Annotated in this window: 22 protein-coding genes; 12 read left to right on the forward strand and 10 right to left on the reverse strand. The window is 39.6% G+C overall.

Annotation, left to right across the window (positions count from 1 at the left end):
- Window positions 1-102 precede the first annotated feature (102 nt).
- The 4 genes from ACTJKC_RS07895 (at window position 103) to ACTJKC_RS07910 (ending at window position 2,619) form a co-directional block, all read left to right on the forward strand.
- Window positions 103-669: a Crp/Fnr family transcriptional regulator gene (locus ACTJKC_RS07895; protein ID WP_440790966.1), complete on the forward strand. Its 567-nt coding sequence runs from the start codon at window positions 103-105 to the stop codon at window positions 667-669.
- A gap of 69 nt (window positions 670-738) precedes the next feature.
- Window positions 739-1,059, forward strand: a complete 321-nt coding sequence (locus ACTJKC_RS07900) for a DMT family transporter (RefSeq protein WP_440790967.1) — start codon at window positions 739-741, stop codon at window positions 1,057-1,059.
- 502 nt (window positions 1,060-1,561) lie between these two features.
- Entirely contained in the window at window positions 1,562-2,143 is a 582-nt protein-coding gene (locus ACTJKC_RS07905; RefSeq protein WP_440790968.1) for an RNA polymerase sigma factor, read from the forward strand.
- A complete protein-coding gene (locus ACTJKC_RS07910) occupies window positions 2,140-2,619 on the forward strand; it encodes an anti-sigma factor family protein (RefSeq protein WP_440790969.1) in 480 nt (159 codons plus the stop codon). The genes ACTJKC_RS07905 and ACTJKC_RS07910 overlap by 4 nt, the downstream gene beginning before the upstream one ends.
- Before the next feature lie 88 nt (window positions 2,620-2,707).
- Here ACTJKC_RS07910 and ACTJKC_RS07915 read toward each other — a convergent pair whose 3' ends face one another.
- From ACTJKC_RS07915 to ACTJKC_RS07940, 6 genes are all read right to left on the reverse strand, one after another.
- On the reverse strand, window positions 2,708-3,235 hold the full coding sequence (locus tag ACTJKC_RS07915; protein ID WP_440790970.1) for an RBBP9/YdeN family alpha/beta hydrolase: 528 nt from the start codon (window positions 3,233-3,235) through the stop codon (window positions 2,708-2,710).
- A gap of 87 nt (window positions 3,236-3,322) precedes the next feature.
- A complete protein-coding gene (locus ACTJKC_RS07920; RefSeq protein ID WP_010599196.1) occupies window positions 3,323-3,514 on the reverse strand; it encodes a cold-shock protein in 192 nt (63 codons plus the stop codon).
- 105 nt (window positions 3,515-3,619) lie between these two features.
- Window positions 3,620-4,546, reverse strand: coding sequence for a hypothetical protein (locus ACTJKC_RS07925; RefSeq protein WP_440790971.1), 927 nt, complete (start codon window positions 4,544-4,546; stop codon window positions 3,620-3,622).
- A 61-nt stretch (window positions 4,547-4,607) separates the two neighbouring features.
- Window positions 4,608-5,483, reverse strand: a complete 876-nt coding sequence (locus ACTJKC_RS07930) for a phosphodiester glycosidase family protein (RefSeq protein WP_440790972.1) — start codon at window positions 5,481-5,483, stop codon at window positions 4,608-4,610.
- A 326-nt stretch (window positions 5,484-5,809) separates the two neighbouring features.
- Window positions 5,810-8,326: a zinc-dependent metalloprotease gene (locus tag ACTJKC_RS07935; protein WP_344853340.1), complete on the reverse strand. Its 2,517-nt coding sequence runs from the start codon at window positions 8,324-8,326 to the stop codon at window positions 5,810-5,812.
- 92 nt (window positions 8,327-8,418) lie between these two features.
- On the reverse strand, window positions 8,419-9,666 hold the full coding sequence (locus ACTJKC_RS07940) for an aspartyl protease family protein (RefSeq protein ID WP_440790973.1): 1,248 nt from the start codon (window positions 9,664-9,666) through the stop codon (window positions 8,419-8,421).
- A gap of 50 nt (window positions 9,667-9,716) precedes the next feature.
- Here ACTJKC_RS07940 and ACTJKC_RS07945 point away from each other — a divergent pair, with 50 nt between their 5' ends.
- From ACTJKC_RS07945 to ACTJKC_RS07955, 3 genes are read left to right on the forward strand one after another with little or no spacing between them, the layout of a single operon-like run.
- Complete coding sequence (locus tag ACTJKC_RS07945; protein WP_440790974.1) at window positions 9,717-11,045, forward strand: D-alanyl-D-alanine carboxypeptidase; 1,329 nt, start codon at window positions 9,717-9,719, stop codon at window positions 11,043-11,045.
- Window positions 11,045-12,085: an aminotransferase class I/II-fold pyridoxal phosphate-dependent enzyme gene (locus ACTJKC_RS07950; RefSeq protein ID WP_440790975.1), complete on the forward strand. Its 1,041-nt coding sequence runs from the start codon at window positions 11,045-11,047 to the stop codon at window positions 12,083-12,085. Before ACTJKC_RS07945 ends, ACTJKC_RS07950 begins: the two co-directional genes overlap by 1 nt.
- 37 nt (window positions 12,086-12,122) lie before the next feature.
- Window positions 12,123-12,623, forward strand: a complete 501-nt coding sequence (locus ACTJKC_RS07955; protein WP_440790976.1) for a phosphoglycerate mutase family protein — start codon at window positions 12,123-12,125, stop codon at window positions 12,621-12,623.
- 195 nt (window positions 12,624-12,818) lie between these two features.
- Here the strand turns inward: ACTJKC_RS07955 and ACTJKC_RS07960 are convergent, their stop codons facing one another.
- From ACTJKC_RS07960 to ACTJKC_RS07975, 4 genes are all read right to left on the reverse strand, one after another.
- The gene (locus ACTJKC_RS07960) at window positions 12,819-13,502 is read right to left on the reverse strand and encodes a M15 family metallopeptidase (protein WP_440790977.1); all 684 of its coding nucleotides are present in this window, start codon (window positions 13,500-13,502) and stop codon (window positions 12,819-12,821) included.
- Window positions 13,503-13,657: 155 nt separating this feature from the next.
- Window positions 13,658-14,884, reverse strand: a complete 1,227-nt coding sequence (locus tag ACTJKC_RS07965; protein WP_344853346.1) for an alanine dehydrogenase — start codon at window positions 14,882-14,884, stop codon at window positions 13,658-13,660.
- 73 nt (window positions 14,885-14,957) lie between these two features.
- Window positions 14,958-15,374 (reverse strand): tRNA (adenosine(37)-N6)-threonylcarbamoyltransferase complex ATPase subunit type 1 TsaE, encoded by a 417-nt coding sequence (gene tsaE / locus ACTJKC_RS07970; RefSeq protein ID WP_344853347.1) that lies wholly within the window; start codon window positions 15,372-15,374, stop codon window positions 14,958-14,960.
- Between the two features lie 188 nt (window positions 15,375-15,562).
- Window positions 15,563-17,116, reverse strand: coding sequence for a PglZ domain-containing protein (locus tag ACTJKC_RS07975; RefSeq protein ID WP_440790978.1), 1,554 nt, complete (start codon window positions 17,114-17,116; stop codon window positions 15,563-15,565).
- A 111-nt stretch (window positions 17,117-17,227) separates the two neighbouring features.
- Here ACTJKC_RS07975 and ACTJKC_RS07980 point away from each other — a divergent pair, with 111 nt between their 5' ends.
- The 5 genes from ACTJKC_RS07980 to ACTJKC_RS08000 all read left to right on the forward strand — a co-directional run bounded on the left by ACTJKC_RS07980 (window position 17,228) and on the right by ACTJKC_RS08000 (window position 22,367).
- Window positions 17,228-18,451, forward strand: a complete 1,224-nt coding sequence (locus ACTJKC_RS07980; RefSeq protein ID WP_440790979.1) for an HD domain-containing protein — start codon at window positions 17,228-17,230, stop codon at window positions 18,449-18,451.
- A 122-nt stretch (window positions 18,452-18,573) separates the two neighbouring features.
- Window positions 18,574-19,650, forward strand: coding sequence for a UDP-3-O-(3-hydroxymyristoyl)glucosamine N-acyltransferase (gene lpxD / locus ACTJKC_RS07985; RefSeq protein ID WP_440790980.1), 1,077 nt, complete (start codon window positions 18,574-18,576; stop codon window positions 19,648-19,650).
- Window positions 19,640-21,052 (forward strand): bifunctional UDP-3-O-[3-hydroxymyristoyl] N-acetylglucosamine deacetylase/3-hydroxyacyl-ACP dehydratase, encoded by a 1,413-nt coding sequence (locus tag ACTJKC_RS07990; RefSeq protein WP_025141732.1) that lies wholly within the window; start codon window positions 19,640-19,642, stop codon window positions 21,050-21,052. Before lpxD ends, ACTJKC_RS07990 begins: the two co-directional genes overlap by 11 nt.
- Entirely contained in the window at window positions 21,052-21,837 is a 786-nt protein-coding gene (gene lpxA / locus ACTJKC_RS07995; RefSeq protein ID WP_025141731.1) for an acyl-ACP--UDP-N-acetylglucosamine O-acyltransferase, read from the forward strand. Before ACTJKC_RS07990 ends, lpxA begins: the two co-directional genes overlap by 1 nt.
- Window positions 21,838-21,884: 47 nt before the next feature.
- The gene (locus ACTJKC_RS08000) at window positions 21,885-22,367 is read left to right on the forward strand and encodes a GNAT family N-acetyltransferase (protein ID WP_440790981.1); all 483 of its coding nucleotides are present in this window, start codon (window positions 21,885-21,887) and stop codon (window positions 22,365-22,367) included.
- Window positions 22,368-22,371: the final 4 nt, after the last annotated feature.

The raw sequence follows: 22,371 nt of genomic DNA on the forward strand, positions 1-22,371 counted from the left end.
CGGGAGTAAAAAATATTCAACAATCAATTTTCAAACGGGCAAGCCTAAATAATTGCCTAATACCAGCTAAAACATTGCTATTTTTGTTCAAAGCCCTAAATTTTGATTGAAAAACTTAAAAATATAGCCTTTTTTAACTCATTAAGCGATAATTCATTGCGTGAACTCTCGGCGTATATTGAGTATGTAAAGCATAAAAAAGGAACGATCATTATTCGCGCAGATAAGGTAGAACCTTATTTTTATGTGCTTGAAAAAGGCATTGCCCGAGCCTATTGCGATGGCGAAAACCAGCAAATTACTTTTTGGTTTGGACAAAGTGGTAGCGTACTTTTTTCTTTTAACAGTTATATTAACAACCGCCCGGGTTATGAAAACATTGAGCTTTTAGAAAACAGCAGCTTACTTAAAATAAAGCTTGGCGATCTTTTTTCGCTTTACGAACATAACCCCGAAATGGCCAACTGGGGCAGAAAAATGGCCGAGCAGGAATTAATTGCCACCGAAAGAAGATTGATTGACCGGGCATTTAAAGGCGCAGCAGAGCGTTACCAGGAATTTGTAACGCAATCGCCAGAGCTGATTAAACGGGTGGCTTTAAAACACATCGCCTCGTATCTTGGTGTAACACAGGTTACGCTGAGCCGAATCAGGGCGGCATGTAAATAAGCTCATTTTTTAACATTTGTAAAATGTTGCGCGATAAATGTGCCGTAATTTTGCGGAAACACATTTATCATGAACTGGATTATCTTAATTATTGCCGGTCTTTTTGAAGTCGGCTTTACCACTTGCCTAAAATTATCGAACAATTTTTCGAATATAAAATGGAGCGTTGCATTTTTTGTATGCATTATTTTAAGTTTTTTATTGCTAAACAAAGCTACGCAAAGCTTGCCGATGGGTACTGCTTATGCGGTTTGGACGGGTATTGGAGCAGTTGGAACGGTAATTATTGGAATTACTTATTTTAACGAACCAGCCACCTTTTGGCGGATCTTTTTTATCTGTACGCTGATCGGATCTATTGCAGGATTAAAATTTTTCGCTTCGCATTAGTGGGATAACCCGCGAAGTTTATCCGGACCAGGGCATCGGCAAAACTTCGCAATTTTAACCAGTCCAACCAACCGATCCAACATCAATAAACTTTTCTTTTTTTTGGAGCGCAGTGCCTGTGCAAGCAAAAAAGTTGGTTCCCGTGTTGCGCTTTTACGTTTTGGCTTCGTACCTCAGCCTGCAGGGTAACGCTTCACCCGCCCGCCAGCAACGGGCAGGGGGCTAAATGGCCAAAACAGCATTTCATTTTCGGTATTTGCAGGGCGCAGAAACGATGTTCATAAACCTGATGGCAGCGGCAGCCCCGAAGTATGAGGGCTAGAGCGAACAGCAGGACTACAGCCCGCCAAGAAAACCAGCCCCATCATTTCCAAAAAAATAATAACAATTTAATTAAGCCTACACAACCAGACTCTTCATAAACTCAGCCACCGGCAATAAACAATTAAAATAATGTTCCACGTGTAACCTACCGATCTTTAATGTAGTCTTACAGCTAAACATGGAGCAAAAACTTACCGATTTAGCACTGATACAAAACATATTGAACGGGCAAACCGATCAGTATGCGTTGTTGGTTAAACGCCACCAGCGCTTTGTATTTACGCTTGCGTTAAGGTTTGCAAAAAACAGGGAAGATGCCGAGGAAATTGCTCAAGATTGCTTTATAAAGGCCTATAAAGCTTTAGGCACATTTAAACAAACGGCTAAATTTAGCACCTGGCTGTACACCATTACCTACACCACTGCCATGACTTTTTTGAGGAAAAACCGTTTAGATACTTCCTCCATCCATGATGAAGGTACATTTTTACAGCTCGAAAACCATAGTTCGGCATTTAACGCAAATGGTTATGATAAACAGGATAGTCATGCTTTTTTGAATATCGCAATTGACGAATTATTACCTGATGATGCGGCGATTATTACGCTGTTTTATAAAGGTGAGCAGAGTTTGGAAGAGATTGGAGCGGCTTTGCACATGGAACCCAATACGGTAAAAGTAAAATTGCACCGGGCGAGACAAAGGCTTAAAGAAAAATTACAATATTTGTTAAAAGATGAAGTAAAGGAGTTACTATGAATGCAACAGAACAACAGCTTTGGGATTATATAGACGGAAATTTAAATGCATCCGACAGAAAAAACATCGCAGAAAAAATTGAGTCTGATACTGAAATTAAATCGCTTTATGAGGATCTGCTAAAGCTTAATTCGGCATTTGGTGAACTGGATCTTGATGAACCATCGATGTCTTTTACACGAAATGTAATGGAAAGCGTGGCTTCGGAGCCTGCACCTGTAGCCATGAAAACCCAGGTTGATAAAAAGATTATTTATGGTATTGGCGGCTTTTTTGTAATCTCTTTACTGATTTTGTTTGGTTATGTACTTTACAACTCGGACCTAAGCATGCCTGAATTTAATTTTAATACTCGTTTAAACTTAAATTTAGATAAATACATAACACCGACAGTGCTGTATAGCTTCTTATTTTTCGATTTGGTGATAGGATTGGTATTTCTTGATCAGTTTTTGAGGAAAAAGATGCATAAATAGGAAATTTATCTTTTATGTGCCCGCAGATCAAAATGATTTACGCTGATTGACTTTAATCTGCGTTTTCTGCGAAATCTGCGGGAAACTTTTAATCCAGTTTTTTCAAAATCTCCAGCCCTTCCGGCCATTCGCCAAAACCGGCATCAGTATTAATATGCCCTGCTGCCCCTATATTAATGAATTCGCTGCCCCAATGTTTGGCAAAAAACTCAGCCCTTTCTAAAGTTACCCATTCATCATTTGTACTGGCTACTACAATGGTTTTAAAGTTGATTTTATCTAATGGCACACGGTCAAAACCGACGGTTGGGAAAGTATATACCGGCGCTTCCAAATCACTTGGCGCAACGAGTAATGCTCCCTTAATTTTCTTTTGATATTGTTTTGCCCAGTTGGCAATAGCGGTACAGCCTAAACTATGGCCAATTAAAATCACTTCATCCAGATTATAACCATTTAGAGCAGATTCTATATTTTCAATCCAATCCTGATTAGCAGGCGCATCCCAATCTTTTTGATTGATGCGGATAAAATGATCTCCTGATTTTTCGAAATGGGTTTGCCAATGGTCTGGACCTGAATTGCCCAAACCCGGAACAATAAAATAATGAGTCATAAAGATTTTTAAAGGGGATTATTTAGACGACCAAAAACAAAAAAGCCCCGACTGTAATCGAGGCCATTTGTAAATATGATAAATAAATTAAATTACTTTCACATTAACGGCATTTAAGCCTTTTTTACCGTTAGCAACTTCGTACTGTACTTTGTCGTTTTCACGGATTTCGTCGATAAGACCTGTTGAATGAACAAAAATTTCGCTATCGCCATTCGCAGGGATGATAAAGCCAAAACCTTTAGTTACATTGAAGAATTTTACTGTGCCTTCTTGCATTGTATTAAATATTAAAATTAAGTACGCAAGGTAAGTTTTAATTTTTAAAATCAAAATAAAATTTTAACATTTTTTTAACGTTAAAATTTTGTAAATATCAGATTACTAAGGCTTTTTATTTGCCTTCCCAATCATGGTTAAGGTAATTTCGCTGTTGTGCGGAACGCCTAATGTTGTTCCGGGCGCCACGTTAAAAAGATTCCTGACATAGATATCGGCAATGCCCTGAGCCACCTTTTTTTTGGCCTCCACATTTTCTGGTAACACGTTATAAATGGTTTTTATATGTATGCCCCCCTGAAAATCTACAACGGCCGCAACCTGATAAGCAAAATCTTTATAAGCTTTATCAATCCTGATGATATATTGCGGAAACATGTAATCGTAAGCTTCTGTGCGGTTGTTGGTACGATCTACTGTGCTTATTTTTTCTACCCTTGCAATTTTACTTTTGGGTATAAACTGAACCGGATCTGTGGCAGCGAAAGCGCTATCGCTATTCAGGTTAACTTTGGCCGAACGTTTTTCGATAAAAGCAGTGTCGGCCTTGGTCGGTTTTTGTAAGTCTTCGGCTTTAGCCTTGAGCTTGTTTTTAATGTAATCCTGCGCATAAAAGGTCATGTTTACATCCGAGCGTACATCAGAGGCAATCACCTTTCCATCAACCTGGATCCGTTGAAAAACCAGACTGTCTTTACTGATGTGTTTTACCTTAAAAAATTCTGCTGCGAAATTATACACATTACCGTGATCGTATTGCAGGTAAAAATTCTGCATTCTATGTTTCTGAGGGCTCCAGGCCGACATGGTATCTTCTTTAACCACTTCGATTATCCACGATGGTTTTTGCATAAAACCTTCCTTATTAAAAGAATATCCATCTTTAAACCGGCGTTTTACTTCAACATAACGGATGCCTTTAACAGGTTCAAAAGTAAAATCCCGAAGTGTTGGATCGCTGGTTTTAGTACCCATTTTACAGGCACTGAGCAGGAGTACGAAGAAGGAAAGGTATATGGTATTTTTAATCATTTCAACAAAAATATTTGGCTAAAATAAGTTTTTTTTAAGGCTTGTTGCTGTTAAAGGAGTTTTATCTTTTAGCCTGTTTCTTCACTAAAATAACATTGGCTACTTTCCGCTGGCCTTCGTGGTCCCATTTTTTATTATCGGTTGGATAATTGATTACGCCGCCATCGGGCATTCCATTTACCCATAAAGTAGTAGAACCGCCACCATCAAAATTTATGGAAGAAGTGCAGCCCAGCCAGCGCATTAATTTGGTGAGCTCGAACAAACTCATCCCTGCCGAATTATCGTTTCTTCCATCAACGGTCAACAAAATTACCCTTCCGTTGGGCTTTATGCCGAGGCAGGTACGGGGATGACGCAAGCGGTTAAAACCAGCGGTATCTAAAGTTTCATCAATATTATTTAAGGTTAATAACGGTCCGTTAAGCAAAATGTTCTGTTCACTTAACTTTGTTTCCCAATCAGCTGATCCATCCCATTTTTTAATGGAGATTTTTCCATTATCAATTACGATTGCTGCTTCCTGATGCCTGGCTCTATTTCCGTTTTTATCTAAGCGGTTGGTATTGATTGTTTTTCCGTTTACACGCACAAAATCTACCGATCCTCCGTTTTTTACATCAAAAAAATTGCCATTTACCGCAGCAATCGCGGTATCTCTTAAGCCGAAATTACTGGTGGTAATCAGTTCCTTTTCTTCTGCACCAATGGCAAATACGGCTCTACGACCTGTATTTTTTATTTCCAGGAAAGAGATGTTTTCATTAGCGGCAAAAAGGTTTTTATGATCGAAATGATGCCTGAATAATACAACCTGTCTGGCCACCCGGTTTTTCTGCCATTTGGTTTTTAAAACCGTAATAGAATCGGCATTTTGGCCATATGCTGAGGAACCAAAAGTAAATAGTATAAGCGCAAAAAATAGTTTTTTAAGCATAACCGTGTTTTGCGATAAAATTAAAAAACTGTTGTGTGTTTAAGTTAAAGCATCAAGAATTATACAAAGAGTATTTAATAATAGATTCGTCATTTCGAGCGCAGCCGAGAAATCTTTGTTCAAAGATCTCTCCATTCCGTTGCTCTGCAGTCGAGATGACGAACCTTTGATTGAAAACCTGTTAGGTTTGTGCAAATAAAAAGCGGAGTAATCAATTTAATGATCTGCTCCGCTTTTTTGAATTTTGAATGAGTGAGTTTTGAATGATTGAATGGCGCATCACAATTCAATCATTCTCTAATTCAATCATTCACTAATTCTATCATTTATTTCTTCGGATCCAAAATATCTTTAATACGGATACTTAAATCTTCGTAATGTGCTTTTGTAATCGCATCGCCTGCAGCAGCCCTTGCTTTGGTGGTAGCCAATAAAGTTTTTAACTCTGCCCTAACCAATGGCCTGATATCTGATAAACCAACGTTAATTGGCGTTAAGCCATAACTTGCTGCATACTCTACAGGGAAACCTACCGGAAGTTCCGATTCTTTGGTCATTAAATCCTGCAAACGGTCTACATAGGCACGTTGTAAGTTGCGTTTAAAGGCATCTGCCCTTCCGGCTACAAATACTGATGATCTTAAATCTGTAAATAATTCTGGTAAGGTATAAGCTTTTGCCGAGCCATTTTTGGTTTCGTTATCCAATAAACGGGCAATACGTGGTGCTGATAAAAGGTTGCCCAACGTATTGGTTTGAACGCCTTTAATGCGGTTTAACAATACACCGTTATCAAATTTACTTAACTGTTCGTTACTGATTAACCACAATGGCGTAGTAAATAATTGCTGGTTAAAGAAAGTGATGGCTTCTTTTTGTTTTGCTTTAGGCAGGTAAGCGTAAACCGGACCGCTTTGCTCGTAAGTTTTAAAGTTTTCGCTTAAACCACCAACGTTTGTAGCTACATGGCCCATATAACGGTTAAACTGACCAACAATTTCGGTATATATTTCTTTTAAATCACTATAATCTTTTCCTTTTTGGTAAGTCCATTTTTCTACGTTAGGTAAAATGCGTTTTAAATTGGCAATACCGTAAGTACTGGCTTTCATTGCATTATCACCTAAATCTTCACTCTGTAAACGTGGGTCTAAGGAAGTACCCTGGCGGCCATAGAAATACAAAGGATTACCTGCGTTTTTCAAGGTCCACTGATCTAAAATTTCTTTTTCCTGCTCAGCGGTTTTGTTGCCCGGAATCCATGAATAGCCCCATTTTACCACCCATTTATCATACTCGCCAATTTGAGGGTGAAGTTTGGTTACCCCGTCACCTGGCTGTGCAATGTAATTGAAACGGGCATAATCCATAATAGATGGCGCCGTACCATGTTTATCGGTAAAGGTTTTAGAACGTAATGAATCAACAGGATAGGCATAACTAGAACCAAAGTTGTGCGGTAAACCTAAAGTATGGCCAATTTCATGCGATGATACAAAACGGATCAGTTCGCCCATTTGCTCATCTGTAAATTTAGCTTTGCGTACATCAGGATTAATGGCTGCAGTTTGTACAAAATACCAGTTGCGCAATAAATTCATTACGTTGTGGTACCAACCGATGTGTGTTTCCAAAATCTGTCCGGTACGCGGATCGCTGATGTGTGGTCCGTAAGCATTTGCAATATCAGAAGCAAAATAACGCACTACTGAATACCTTGAATCTTCTACACTGAACTGAGGATCTTGCTGCGCGGTAGGCGCTTCTTTACCCATAATCGCATTTTTGAAACCTGCAGCTTCAAAAGCTACCTGCCAGTCGTTAATCCCCTGGATCAAAAACGGCACCCATTTTTTTGGTGTTGCAGGATCGATGTAAATTACAATCGGTTTTACCGGTTCTACCAACTCACCACGTTTATAAGCGTTGGTATCTTTAGGGACCAGGTTCCAGCGGTGAATATATGCTGTACGCTCTGCTTTTTGGGCATTGGTTCCGTAATCAATCTGCGATTGACCGAAGAAACCTACCCTGCTGTCCATAATCCTTGCTTTTACCGGGATTTTTGGCAACAATAACATCGAAGTATTAAATTCAAAAGTTACCGCAGCATTGCTGTTATCGGTTGGAGATTCTGCCGCACGGTAAGTTTTAGCCGTCTTTACTTCAACATTGATCGGGAAAGTTTTTACGGTATCGATGTAAGAGCGGGTAGCATCGTACATGGTTACTTTATAGGCCTTACGGATCTGATCGGTAGCGCCGATGGCCATCACATCACCGTTATAAAAATCGGTAACATCAATTACTACACCAGTGGTATCTTTATTATAGGCTTTAATATCGAAACTGGCTAAAATCTGCGCCAGGTTAGAGTTTTGTACCGATTCGTACATATCGCTGTTTGGATCGGCCTTGGTTGAATAGCTTGGTACGCGGATGTACACCTGTTTCCCTCTACGTTCCCATTTCCAAACCTGTTCGTTTAATTCTTCACCGCCATATTGCTGGTTGCCCACCTTTACACCTGCAGGCACTTTTGCCAAACGGGTAACCACAAGCATTTCGCGGTTAATCATCGAATCAGGAATCTCAAAGTACCATTTATCATCTACCTTATGGGTTTTGAACAAACCGTTTGTAGTTCTTGCTTTTGAGGTAATTACTTCCGAAAATGGTTTAATGCCTTCTTTCTTTGGCGCTGCAGCCGGGGCCGCTGCTGGCGTTGCGGGAGTTGCGCCCTTTGTGGTTTTTGACTTCTTCTGAGCATATACCGAACCTGATCCGGCTACACCAAGTACTACGATACCTGCAAAAGCAAGTACCCTAAAGTTTTTCTTCATGTGTATATAAAAGTTAGTTTGCTTGATAATAAGAGGTTAAAGTTAGAGCCTTGTTACATAGCAATTGTTTTGTAACCGGAAAATTACGCTAATTAAATCCTTTTTTCAAGCCGTACTACTTTAAAAAACACTTCTTTACCCCTATAAATCTCAAAAATAACACTTCTTTCAGCCTTCGATTTAAACAAATCGGTAAGTTCGTTTAAGGTATAGCTCTCAACTCCTTTAAAATTGACGCCGATAATTTCGTCATCGGGGCATAATCCTGCCTTTTCTGCTGGACTGTTTTCGTCAATTTCTCCAACAAGGACCCTTTTATATTCCTTCTGATCGAGATAAATAACCATTCCCACCATATCGTGCTCAAAAGGTGCTTTGCTAAAGCCATTTGGTTTAACGTAAATAAAACCTTCTTCGTAATTAAACTGGATATTGAATTTCCGCAGCAAATCGGCACCTAAATTCCCGTTCCGTTTGGATAAATCTATTTTTTCTGCAATCGTTTTAAAATCCGGGAATCCGGCAACAACATCCTTAAAAACATAGTTTCCCAGGCTAAATTTACCCACCCGGCCAATGTAACCTTTTATCTGTCCGCTAAGGCTCATGCCCAAATTGGCTTTGATTTTTTTCTCCGGCATAGGAAATTCAGCGCCCTGCAACATTTCGAGCGATAAGGCATGGCTGGCACCGGTATCCATTAAAAACCGGGCATTAACCGAATTTCCATCCGGAAGCTCAACATTACCAATAACGTAAGGTTTCTGGTTTTCGATCTCAATCGGGATTTTCTTTCCGCGGTATTTAACCTTTGCATCCCGATCATAAATAATCAAGCGGTTTTCGCTGTAGCGGATATCTACAATAAAACTGTTAAAAAAGCTATAACCCAATAGACCGTAGATTTTGAGTCCCAAATGTCCGGATAAATTAAAAAGATCTTCTTTTAAAATGGCCGTCGGAATGTGTTCTATAGCAGCACTGCCCACCTTTACATCCAAACTTTGAGAAACATAGGCTTCAACCGTTTCGATGCCCAGCCCCGAAACTTTAATTTTACGGAGCATGTTAAAGTTTAACGAATCGATAATAGACGGATCGGTAATAATCATCGGTCCCACACCCGTATCCAGCACAAAATCAAAAGGCCCTTTTCCATCTACATAAACAGGAATAACAATCAGGTTTTTAATGCATTTAAAAGGAATGGATTGCTTTTGGCGGTTCCTTTTAAACAGGAATTCCTGCCCCGAAACAGAAAATACAAGAAATACCATCCCCATGCAAATGGTCAGTTTACGTAAACAGATTATTACACCGGAACTATATTTGGTTAACATTAAACTAAATTTAATAAATTAGTTGATAATTATATCCCTAAATTTAGAAGATGTTCCGGTTAAAAAATCAAAATCCTATTTTTCTTGTCTTCACACTATCCATTTGCTTATTAGCAGGCTGTTCTACCAATAAAATCATTTCCAGAAACGTAGCTAAGGAATTTAAAAACTCGCAGGTAATTAAACAATACCAGGTTGGTTTTGCACTTTACAACCCTACCGATAAAAAGATGATTTTTGAGAAAGATGCCGATAAATATTTCACCCCGGCCTCTAACACGAAACTTTACACTTTTTTTGCCAGTTTAAAAATGCTGCCAGATTTAATGCCGGCATTAAGATATATCGAACGGAACGACTCGCTGATTTTTTGGGGAACAGGCGACCCCTCATTTTTACAGGTTGCCGTGAAAGATAAATCGGCTTATAATTTTCTTCTCGAGTCCAATAAAAAACTGTTTTTTGCCCCGGGACGATATTCAGGCACTTTTTTTGGCGATGGCTGGGCCTGGGATGATTACGATTATTATTATCAGCCCGAAATTACCGAAATGCCGGTTATGGATAACATGGTAACTTCTACTTATGCCGGTCCGAATAAAATAAACATCGAACCCAGGGTTTTTGCTCCATGTTTTAAAGCAGATTCGACCAAAACCACAGGAAATTTTCAGGTTACCCGCGATTTTCTGACCAATAGCTTCCATTATCCTGCCGTTGCAGTAAAACCAGGTTACAACCAGCAAAATCCTTACAAAACCAGTGCTCAGGTTACCGTTGAAGTATTAGCTGATACCTTGCACAAGCCTGTTGGCCTTATTAATCTTAAAATCCCGGCAGATGCCAAAACTTTACAGGGTGCAAAACGCGATTCGGTTTTAAAACACATGATGCTGCCCAGCGATAATTTTATTGCCGAACATTTATTGCTGGTATGCTCCAACCAGATTGGCGATACCTTAAGTACCGTAAAAGCCATTAACTACATTACCAAAAACTACCTTTCTTTTCTGCCTGATAAAGTTAAATGGGTAGACGGATCGGGTTTATCGCGACAAGATTTATTTACGCCGCGTGATAATGTTTATTTGCTCGATTCTATTTATAAACTGGTTAATAATCCGGAAAAACTTTTTGATATGTTGCCTGCCGGAGGAAAAAGCGGCACTTTAAAAAGCGCCTATCCAAAAACCGACAAACCATTTGTTTATGGAAAAACAGGATCGCTTGGTGGTGTTCATAACCAGAGCGGTTATGTTTTGACCAAAAAAGGGAAAACTTATATCTATTCGTTTATGAATAATAATTTTGTAAAACCAACGGCAGAAGTAAGGGCCGAAATGGTGAGAATTGTAACTTATATACATGATAATTTTTAATGCCGGATTTTAAATCGATCAATCAGCCTTTTTCGAACACCATAAATATTGATGGAAATTCCTACCTGTATTTCGGCGGAACGGCCTATCTGGGGATTCCACAAAATCAGGATTTCATTAATCTTTATATTGAAGGAATCAAAAAATTTGGTTTAAATAACGGCACCAGCCGTACCAACAATATTCAATTGGGTATTTATGATGAAGCGGAAAGAGTGGCGGCAGTACGCTACGGAGCAGAAGCGGCACTGATTACCTCCAGCGGATATTTAGCGGCACAGCTTATGGTTAAGGCTTTATCTGTGTCAGGTAAGGTAATTTATGCCCCTGCTACGCACCCTGCACTCTGGTTAACTGATCAGCCGGCACATCAGCAAGCGTTTAATGATTGGAAAAAGGAAACGGTAAGCCTGATCAATGCTGCTGAAGAAAAAACCTGGGTTTTGGTCAGCAATTCGATGAATAATCTTATCCCAGAAATTTATGACTTCGATTTTGTAAAAGAAATCCGCAGCGATAAAAATATAATACTGGTTGTTGATGATTCGCATGGAATAGGCGTAAATAATAATGGAATGGGTGTCATTGTAAATCTTTCCAAACAAGAAAATATCGAAAATGTAGTGGTTGCCTCTATGGCAAAAGCATTAGGGGTAGATGCTGGTATTGTTTTGGCCTCCAGTAAAATTATCGATAAACTTAAAAGTACAAATACTTTTATTGGCGCTTCTCCACCTAGCCCCGCCGCACTTTATGCATTTATCCATGCAGAGGATATATATAACAAAGCATTAAACAAACTGAAAAACAACATGGCAGTGTTTGAAAAAGCATTAAATCTTACCTGGGAGTTCGAATGGGATTTCCCGGTGTATCTGCCGGGTGAGGCAAATTTTTCACAACGTCTTTTGCAAAAGCAAATCCTGATTTCGTCTTTCCCTTATCCAAACCCTACCGACGAAATTTTAAACCGCATAGTGCTTTCTGCCTGGCATGAAAAAGAAGATATCGAAAAGCTAATCGCTGCCATCAATTTTTAGCCTTTCCTTATCCAATTAATTTTTGAATATTTAAAACATGAAAAAACTGATTGTATTCCTGTCGTTAAGCCTGTTTTTTGTCAATGTAATTTCTGCACAAACCACTACCGTGTGGATTGTCAGGCATGCTGAAAAGGATAAATCAAATCCACAGGATACTGACCCAAGCCTATCAGATGAAGGGAAAATCCGTGTTGCCGATTTAGCAAAATATTTAAAAAAGGTAAAATTTGATGTTGCTTTTACCACGCCAACCAAAAGAACTCACCAGACGCTGGATTCATTGGTAATCCCAAAAGTAATCGATTATAAAGACATAAAATCGCTTGTTGACAGCATTAAAACCAATTATGCAGGCAAAACGGTGATGGTGGCTGGTCATTCTAATACCGTACTCGAAATTATTGAAGCCCTTGGCGGTAAAAGACCAAAAGAAGAATTAACCGATGATGATTACGATTATATTTTTGAATTATCAGTTAAAGAGGATAAAGCAAGGGTTAAAATGGATCAATACGGCAGGCCGCACCATTTGTAATTCAAGTGATGTCTGGTATTACCAGCTGACGCTTAACATATTAAAGATCTAATAAATAGTGTAGGATGGTACAGCTTACTCCACAGGTAGATAATTTAGTTTAGGCCGGTTATTATACTACGAATAGATTTCTCCGTTTCGCTGCGCTTCAGTCGGAATGACGCAACGAATTGTTATACTCCCAACAGCAATGAACTACAATTTCTCGAAAGGAATATCCATTAAATCATAGTTTTTCCAGTTTGAAAAATCATAATGCCACCATTCGTTTTCTAACACATTCATCTGGTATTTAGCCATAATCGCAATCAGGAAATCGCGGTTTTTCTTAGCCTCCGGAGATACCTTTTCATATTTTGCCGCCGCTGCAGCCGAAAAACTATCATAAGGCGTTGGCATTACCAATTCTTTACCTGTTTTCAGGTTAATCAGCGTTAAATCTACCGCACAGCCCCGGTTATGTTTAGATCCTTTTGCCGGGTTAGCCACAAAATTTTTGTCGCTCGCTTTTTTATAAAACTCAACGGTAATGGCATATGGACGGTATCCATCGAATATTTTTAAGCCATATCCTTTTTTATTTAATTCATTCTGGATTTTCTTTAAAGCCGCTACAACAGGTTTCCTGGCAAAAGCCCTCGCCTGTTTATACATTACCTGCTGCATAAAATTATTTTTGGTTGCGTAGCGGATATCGAGCTTAATGTTTGGAATTGCTTTTTTGATTTCAACCAGCTCATTATTTGGATTCGATTTTACATAGGCTTGATATTGAGTGTAAGATTTAACTACAACAAGTTTATTTGCTGCGATAGGTTTGTTTTGAGCAGAACCCGAAATAGAGATAAGGAGGAAAAACATCAATAAATTGAGTTTCATAAACGGCTATATTTAGATGGCTTATTATTTTTCTAACATCTACAGACTTAGATAAAAAGGGACGTCATCTCGACTGAAACGCAGTGGGATGGAGAGATCTGTTTATACAGATTTCTCGACTGCGTTGCACTCCGCTCGAAATGACGGATTATGAACTACTGATTCGAAACCACCAACAGTTCTAAATCTTTGAAAGGCAAATTAAACATATCGGCCAGATCTTTATTGGTACAATTTCCCTGGTAAATATACAGTGCTTCACGAATCCCCGGATTGTTCCAAACCATGTTCATCAAACCTCCGTATTCTCCAATATCTAGTAAAATAGGCGCAAAAATATTCGTTAATGCATAAGATGCCGTTCTTGGCACGCGCGAGGCGATATTGGGCACACAATAATGAATCACATCATATTTCCGGAACACCGGATTGGTGTGGTTGGTTACTTCAGAGGTTTCGAAACAGCCTCCCTGATCGATGCTCACATCGATTACCACCGAATGCGGTTTCATCCGCGCAACGGTTTCTTCCATCACCACACAAGGGCTACGGCCATGGCTGGCACGAATGGCACCTATTACCACATCGCAGGTTATAATGGCCTTATTTAATACGATTGGCTGCATTACCGAGGTAAAAACCCTGCTGCCCAAATTATTCTGTAAACGGCGTAAGCGGTAAATAGAACTGTCAAAAACCTTTACCTCAGCACCTAAGGCCAAAGCCGTCCTTGCGGCATATTCGCCAACCGTTCCTGCACCTAAAATCACAATTTCAGTGGGTGGAACACCGGTAAAACCGCCTAACATTAATCCCTTACCACCAGTTACATTGCTCAGGTATTCGGCAGCGATTAATATAGAGGTAGAGCCAACTATTTCGCTCATGGCCCGTACCACGCTTAAAATATTACCTTCGTCGCGGAGATTTTCAAAACATAACGCATTAATTTTTTTATGCATCAAAGCTTTAAGGTAATCCTGTTTTAAAGTTCCGGTTTGTAAAGAAGAAATCAGCGTTTGGCCTTTGTGCATCAGCTCAATTTCTTCTAACATGGGTGGTGCAATTTTCACCAGGATATCGGCGTCGAAAACTTCCTTTTTATCGTAGGCAATTTTGGCGCCTTGCTCCGCATATTCGCTATCAGAAAAATTGGCTGCTATACCCGCTCCGGTTTCCAAAACCACGCGGTGACCATTATTTACCAGTAAAGCTACTGATAGAGGCGTTAGCGCAATTCTATTTTCCTGGAAAGAAATTTCTTTGGGTATTCCTATATAAAGGCTGTTTTTCTTTTTGCTGGTTTCTAACTTCGCTTCTTGCGTTTGTAATAAACCCTGACGAGCTATATCGGCCATTCCTTCGCGTAATCCTGTAGCCATGTTGAATTAATATTTTGGTAGTTTTAGGTTGTTCAAGGTACGGAAAATCTGTTAATTTATTGATAACTAATTGTTATACCTTCAAAAGCCTGAATAATCTGCGGTTCTCGTCCACTACATTTATTTCTACTTTAATGTAGTTTTCTGGCAGTAGTTCCTCTACCCTTTCCGGCCATTCGATTAAACAAGTACCACCACCGTAAAAATATTCCTCATAGCCTAAATCATACGCCTCGCGGATATCTTTTATCCGGTAAAAATCGAAATGAAACACTGGTCCATTCGGACTTTCATATTCGTTAACGATAGAATAGGTTGGGCTCGAAACTACATCTTCGATTCCTAAATGCTTACAGAAATTTTTAATAAAAGTGGTTTTCCCGGCACCCATATCGCCTTCGAAAATGAAGACTTTCTCACTGCCTGCAAAATCTGAAAGTTGTTGCGCCACAACAGGTAAATCGGCTAAACTATTTACTTCGATATCCATTTTAAAAGAATAAAGGTAAAAGTAACACATAATTGCATTGCTTTTGCCTAATATACATCGTCATTTATCGACTGCGTACTATCCGTCCTCTCGACTGGAACGCAGTGGAACGGAGAGATCTACCTCGAGATAGATTTCTCGACTGCGCTGCTCTCCGCTCGAAATGACGAGATCATGAGCGGAGTAAACTACCTCGGAGAGTAAGTCACCACCGGAATAATCATTTCTTCTAACGAAATTCCGCCATGCTGAAAGGTTTCGTTGTAATAGTTTACAAACTGGTTGTAGTTGTTCGGATAAACAAAATAGCTATCCTCCCTTGCAAAAATATAACTGCTGCTGATGTTAATCTTAGGCAACAAGGCATCGTGTGGATTTTTGATTAAAAACACCTCTTTCGCATTAAAATTAAGGTTTCTGCCCTGTTTGTAACGTAAATTGGTGTTGGTACTTCTATCGCCGATTACTTTAACCGGTTTTTTAACACGAATGGTTCCATGATCTGTAGTAATGATCACCTTAACCTGCTTTTGAGAGATTTTTTTCAATAAATCCCAAAGCGGCGAGTGCTCAAACCATGATAAAGTTAACGAGCGGTAAGCTGCATCATCGTTTGCCAGCTCTCTAATCATTTGCATATCGGTACGTGCATGGCTCAGCATATCAACAAAGTTGAAAACAATGGCGTTAAAATCGTTCTGCAACAAGTTATTGGTCTGATCTAGCAGGTCTTTCCCCTGCTCAAAAGTTAAAATTTTATTGTAGCTGAATTTACAATCTTTTCTTAAGCTCCGTTTAATGTTATCGGCCAGAAATGCTTCTTCATGCATGTTTTTTCCACCTTCATCATCATCATTCTGCCAAAGCTGAGGAAAGCGTTTTTCCATGTCCAAAGGCATCATGCCAGAGAAAATTGAATTACGGGCATATTGCGTGGCCGTAGGCAAAATACTGGTGTACATATCTTCTTCATCAATCCTGAAATATTCAGAAATTAACGGATTGATGATTTTCCACTGATCGTAACGTAAATTATCAATCAGGATAAAAAATACAGGGGTGGTATCGTTAATATGCGGAAAAGCCTTTTTCTTCAACAGTTCATTCGAAAGTAAAGGTGCCTTATCCTTATTCTTAATCCAGTCGAGGTAATTTTCTTCAATAAATTTGGTAAACTGTGTATTGGCTTCCTGTTTCTGCATGGTTAAAATTTCATGCATCTGCGGATCATCTAATTTTTCTAATTCCAGTTCCCAGAAAACGATTTTTTTGTACACATCAACCCACTCTTCGTAATTAAGCCTGTCGCCTAAAGTCATGCCCAAACGGCGGAAATCCTGTTGATAAGCCATTGATGTTTTTTCGCTCACCAAACGTTTATTATCAATCAGCTTTTTTATGGTAAGCAAAACCTGTTTAGGGTTTACCGGTTTGATCAAATAGTCGTCAATTTTACTACCAATCGCATCTTCCATTAAATTTTCTTCCTCGCTTTTGGTAATCAAAACCACCGGCACATCAGGATTTAAATTTTTAATGGCCGAAAGTGTTTCGATACCACTCATCCCCGGCATATTTTCATCTAAAAAAACCAGGTCGAAATGGTCTTTTCCAAATGCTTCCAAAGCGTCGTTTCCATTGGTAAATGTGGTTACATTATAACCTTTATCATTCAACAATAATATATGTGGTTTCAACAGGTCGATTTCGTCATCGGCCCATAATATCTTAGTTTCTTGCATGTTTTTGTAAAAATAGGTATGTATTGCCCTTAAATTTTGGCAGGTAAATCAAACTGTGAATAAAAATAGCAATTTTTGTACCGTATCTATCTATTTAACTATTTTTAACGATTGAACAAGAAGAAAATAATAAATGATCCGGTTTACGGTTTCATCAGTATTCCATCAGAATTGGTTTATGATGTAATTTCGCATCCCTATTTCCAGCGTTTGCGTTACATTAAACAACTGGGGATGACGCATTTGGTATATCCGGGCGCTTTACACACCCGTTTTCATCATGCATTGGGTGCCATGCATTTAATGAGTCTGGCGATTAATCTTTTAAAAAGCAAGGGACATGTCATCACCGAGGGTGAAGAAGAAGCCGCCATTTTGGCCATTTTACTGCACGATATCGGCCACGGGCCTTTTTCGCATGCTTTAGAACATTCGTTGGTCACCGGAATCAGGCATGAAGATATTTCAGCAAAGCTGATGAACGATCTGAATGTTCATTTCGAAGGAAAATTGAGTCACGCCATTGAAGTTTTTAACGGCACTTACCATAAAAAATTTCTTCATCAGCTGATTTCAGGTCAGCTGGATTTAGATAGAATGGATTACCTCAACCGCGACAGTTTTTTTACAGGTGTTAGTGAAGGCGTAATCAGTTTCGACAGGATTATCAAGATGTTTAATGTTTATGATGACGACCTGGTTATTGAAGAAAAAGGCATTTATTCGATTGAGAAATTTTTAATTGCCAGAAGGCTGATGTACTGGCAGGTGTACCTGCATAAAACGGTAATATCGGGTGAAATGATCCTCGTAAAATTATTAGAACGGGCTAAAGAACTATCGGTTGCAGGAACAGATTTATTTGCTTCGCCCTCGTTAAACCATTTCTTAAAAAACGACATCAGCGAAGCCAACTTCTTTGCCCAGCACGAAAACCTGGAGCATTTTACCAATCTGGATGATCAGGATATTTATGCAGCAGTGAAGGTTTGGGTTAAACATCCCGATAAAATTTTGTCTACGCTGTGTAAAATGCTTACTTCAAGGAATCTTTACAAAGTAGAAATGGGCAATGAAAAAGCAAGTGATGACCGGGTGAGCTTTCTACAGGATGCAGCTGTTAATTTACTGGAGATTAAACCCGAAGAAGCCAGGTATTTTGTTTTTACCGATTCGATCCAGAACCGGGCCTACAACGCGGGTGTTGGAAATATCAAGATTCTGATGAAAAATAACGATATTGTAGATATTGCAAAGGCATCAGATTTATCCAATCTCGAGTCGCTGCAGAAAACTGTAGAAAAATATATCCTCTGTTACCCCAGGGGCATTTAAGCTTATTTAACAAAATATTTAACTTTTACTGCCGTTTTAAGTCTTATTATTGTGTAAAATATACACCACTTAACCCTAGCAGGTTTTTTTGTTCATATCAATTTAACATATACCTTTGTACGATGCAATTTACTGCCACGCAGATAAGTCAGTTTTTGAACGGTTCCATTGATGGCAACCCAGATGTAGCCGTTACCGAACTTTCTAAAATAGAAGACGGGAAAGAGGGCTCTTTGTCCTTTCTTTCTAATCCTAAGTACGAAAACTTTTTGTATTCTACTCAGGCGTCAGTTGTTATCGTATCAAAAAATTTCGCGCCTACACAGCCTTATACCAGCACTTTAATCCGTGTAGAAAATCCATATAGCGCCTTTACCATTTTACTGGATAAATATAACGAAGCCGTAAACGCACAGGCAGCGCAATCGGGCATCGACAAGCAGGCTTTTGTACACCCAACAGCAAAAATTGGTAAAAATGTATTTATAGATGCCTTTGCTTACGTTGCCGAAAATGTAGAAATTGGTGACGGATGTAAAGTAAATGCGCAAACTTTTATTGGCGCAAACTCTAAAATTGGTGAAAACAGCACCTTTTTTCCAGGTGTTAAAATTTATCACAATTCAGTAATTGGCAAAAGGGTTACCATCCACTCCAACACCGTTATTGGTAGCGATGGATTTGGTTTTGCCCCTCAAAAAGACGGTACTTACAATAAAATCCCGCAGATTGGAAACGTCATTATTGAAGATGATGTAGAAATTGGTGCAAATACCGCGGTTGATCGTGCTACGATGGGATCGACAATTGTGAAAAAAGGAGCCAAAATAGATAACCTGATCCAGATTGCCCACAATGTGGAAATTGGCGAAAACACCGTTTTAGCAGCACAATCTGGCATATCGGGCAGTACAAAAGTTGGCGCTAACAGCGTTGTTGGCGGTCAGGTGGGTATAGCAGGACATTTAACTTTGGCCAAAGGCACACAGATTGGTGCACAGGCCGGTATCAACTTTAACATTACAGAAGAAAATAAACAATGGCACGGAAGCCCGGCGCAGCCTTTGCGTAACTGGATGCGTGCCTCCGTAATTTTCAAACATCTCCCGGATGTAGAAAAAAGAATAAACGCGCTCGAAGAGGAACTGAAAAGGCTTACAGCTGAACTGGAAAAGAATACAATAAACAATGAACGTTAGACAAAAAACGATTAAACAGGAAATATCAGCATCTGGTGTAGGTTTACACACCGGCGCTAATGTGACTTTAACATTTTGCCCAGCCCCCGAAAATCATGGCTTTAAATTTCAGCGCATCGATTTAGACGGGCATCCGATTATCGAAGCCGATGCAGATAACGTAACTGATACTTCACGCGGAACAACCCTTACCCAAAACGGCGCCAGCGTAAGCACCGTAGAGCACGTAATGGCTTCACTGGTGGGTATGGACCTTGACAACGTGCTGATCAAACTAGACGGACCTGAAACCCCGATTATGGATGGTAGTTCTATCCAGTTTGTTGATTTACTGGAAGAAGTAGGCACGGTTGAACAAAATGCCGATCGCGAATACTTTACCATTCCCCATAACATTACCTATACCGAAGAAGACAGAAAAGTAGAAATTGTGGCCATGCCGTTAGACGATTATCGTTTTACGTGTATGATTGATTATAATTCTCCTGTTTTGGGTAGTCAGCATGCTGGTATTAATACCATTGCAGAGTTTAAAAAAGAAATTGCTTCCTGCCGTACTTTCTGTTTCTTACACGAATTAGAATACCAGTTATCGCACAATTTAATTAAAGGCGGCGATTTAAATAACGCCATTGTAATTGTAGATAAAGAAGTTACCAAAGATGAATTAAGCCATCTGGCTAAATTATTTAACCGCAAAGACATTGATGTTGCCCCACAGGGAATTTTGAACAACATGGAATTGCGTTACCAAAACGAACCCGCCCGCCATAAACTTCTGGATATGATTGGCGATTTAGCTTTGGTTGGTATGCACTTAAAAGGCCACATTATGGCCGCCCGCCCGGGCCACGCGGCAAACGTTGCTTTTGCAAAAAAGATTAAAGCAGCCATTAAAAAAGAGAAAAACAAAAAAATACAGAAGGTGTACGATCCAAGTGCAAAACCATTGTATGATGTGGTTCAGATTATGGATATTTTGCCTCACCGTCAGCCATTTTTATTTGTAGATAAAATATTAGAACTTTCTAAAAACCATGTGGTAGGCGTTAAAAACGTAACCATGAACGAAGAGTTTTTTAAAGGGCACTTTCCTGGCGCACCGGTTTTTCCAGGCGTAATCCAGATTGAGGCCATGGCACAGGTTGGTGGTATTTTAGTTCTAAGCACCGTTCCTGATCCGAGGAATTACTTAACGTATTTCTTAAAAATAGATAACGTACGATTTAGGGCACAGGTTTTACCTGGCGACACCATCGTTTTCCGCTGCGATTTACTTGAACCGATCAGAAGAGGCATTGCCCAGATGAAAGGTGTAGGTATGGTTGGCGAAAAAATCGTTGTAGAGGCCGAAATGATGGCCCAAATTTCAAAAATTAAACAAGCAGAACCCGCCCAATAATGATACAACCTTTAGCATATATACATCCTCAGGCAAAAATTGCCGAAAATGTGGTAATCGAACCCTTTGTAGTGATACATAAAGACGTTGTAATTGGCGAGGGCACGTGGATCGGATCGAACGTTACCATTATGGATGGTGCACGTATCGGTAAAAACTGCCGCATTTTTCCTGGCGCCGTTATTTCCGGCGAGCCTCAGGATTTAAAATTTGCCGGCGAAATCACTACTGCAGAAATTGGCGATAATACCACCATCCGCGAGTGTGTAACCATTAACCGTGGTACTAAAGATAAATGGAAAACCACCATAGGAAGTAATTGCCTTATCCAGGCTTATTCGCACATTGCGCACGATTGCGAGGTTGGCAATAACTGTATCTTCTCTAACAGCACTACTTTAGCTGGCCACATTACCATTGGTAACAATGTAGTACTGGCTGGTTTGGTTGCGATACATCAGTTTGTTAAGGTAGGCTCGTATGCTTTTGTAACCGGTGGTTCATTGGTACGTAAAGATGTACCTCCTTATGTTAAAGCAGCCCGCGAGCCACTTTCTTATGCCGGTATCAACTCCGTAGGTTTACGCAGAAGAGGTTTTACCAATGAGCAGATTGACGAAATACAGGAAATTTACCGCGTACTTTTTGTAAAACACAATAATGTAACCAAAGCTTTAGACATGATCGAAGCCGAATTTAAACCAACGGAAATCCGTGATGAAATTGTTGATTTTATCCGTAATTCTAACCGTGGGGTAATGAAGGGTTTTGGCATGGGCAGTTAAGCAGAAAGCTTAAAGACCAAAGCTGAAAGCTAAAATTTTGATTTTCAATGAGTGATTTAACGCTAATCAGAACAGATTCAGAAAATGCCGGTTTTAGACAACTGGTAACTTTGCTGGATCAGGATTTAGCTGTTAGAGATGGCGACGATCATGCTTTTTATGCTCAGTTTAACAAGGTTGATGCCATTAAAGAAGTGATTGTTGCCTGCCATAATGATGTACCCGTTGGTTGTGGTGCCATAAAACCTTTCTCTGCAACTGAGGCTGAAGTAAAAAGGATGTTTGTGCATCCTGATTACCGGAAACAGGGAATTGCAGCCAAAATTGTAACCGAACTGGAAAATTGGGCAGCTGAAACGGGCTTTACTGCAACTGTGTTAGAAACCGGCAAAAAACAACCTGAAGCCATTGCGCTCTACCAGAAAATAGGATACCGCATTACGCCAAATTATGGCCAATATATCGGAGTTGATAACAGCGTTTGCATGATTAAACTCCTTAACGCTGACCACCAAACGCCAAACGCTTAGCCCA

Origin of the sequence: Pedobacter sp. 22226 (assembly GCF_052045455.1) — a bacterium.
In the GTDB taxonomy this organism is placed as follows: Bacteria; Bacteroidota; Bacteroidia; order Sphingobacteriales; family Sphingobacteriaceae; genus Pedobacter; species Pedobacter jeongneungensis.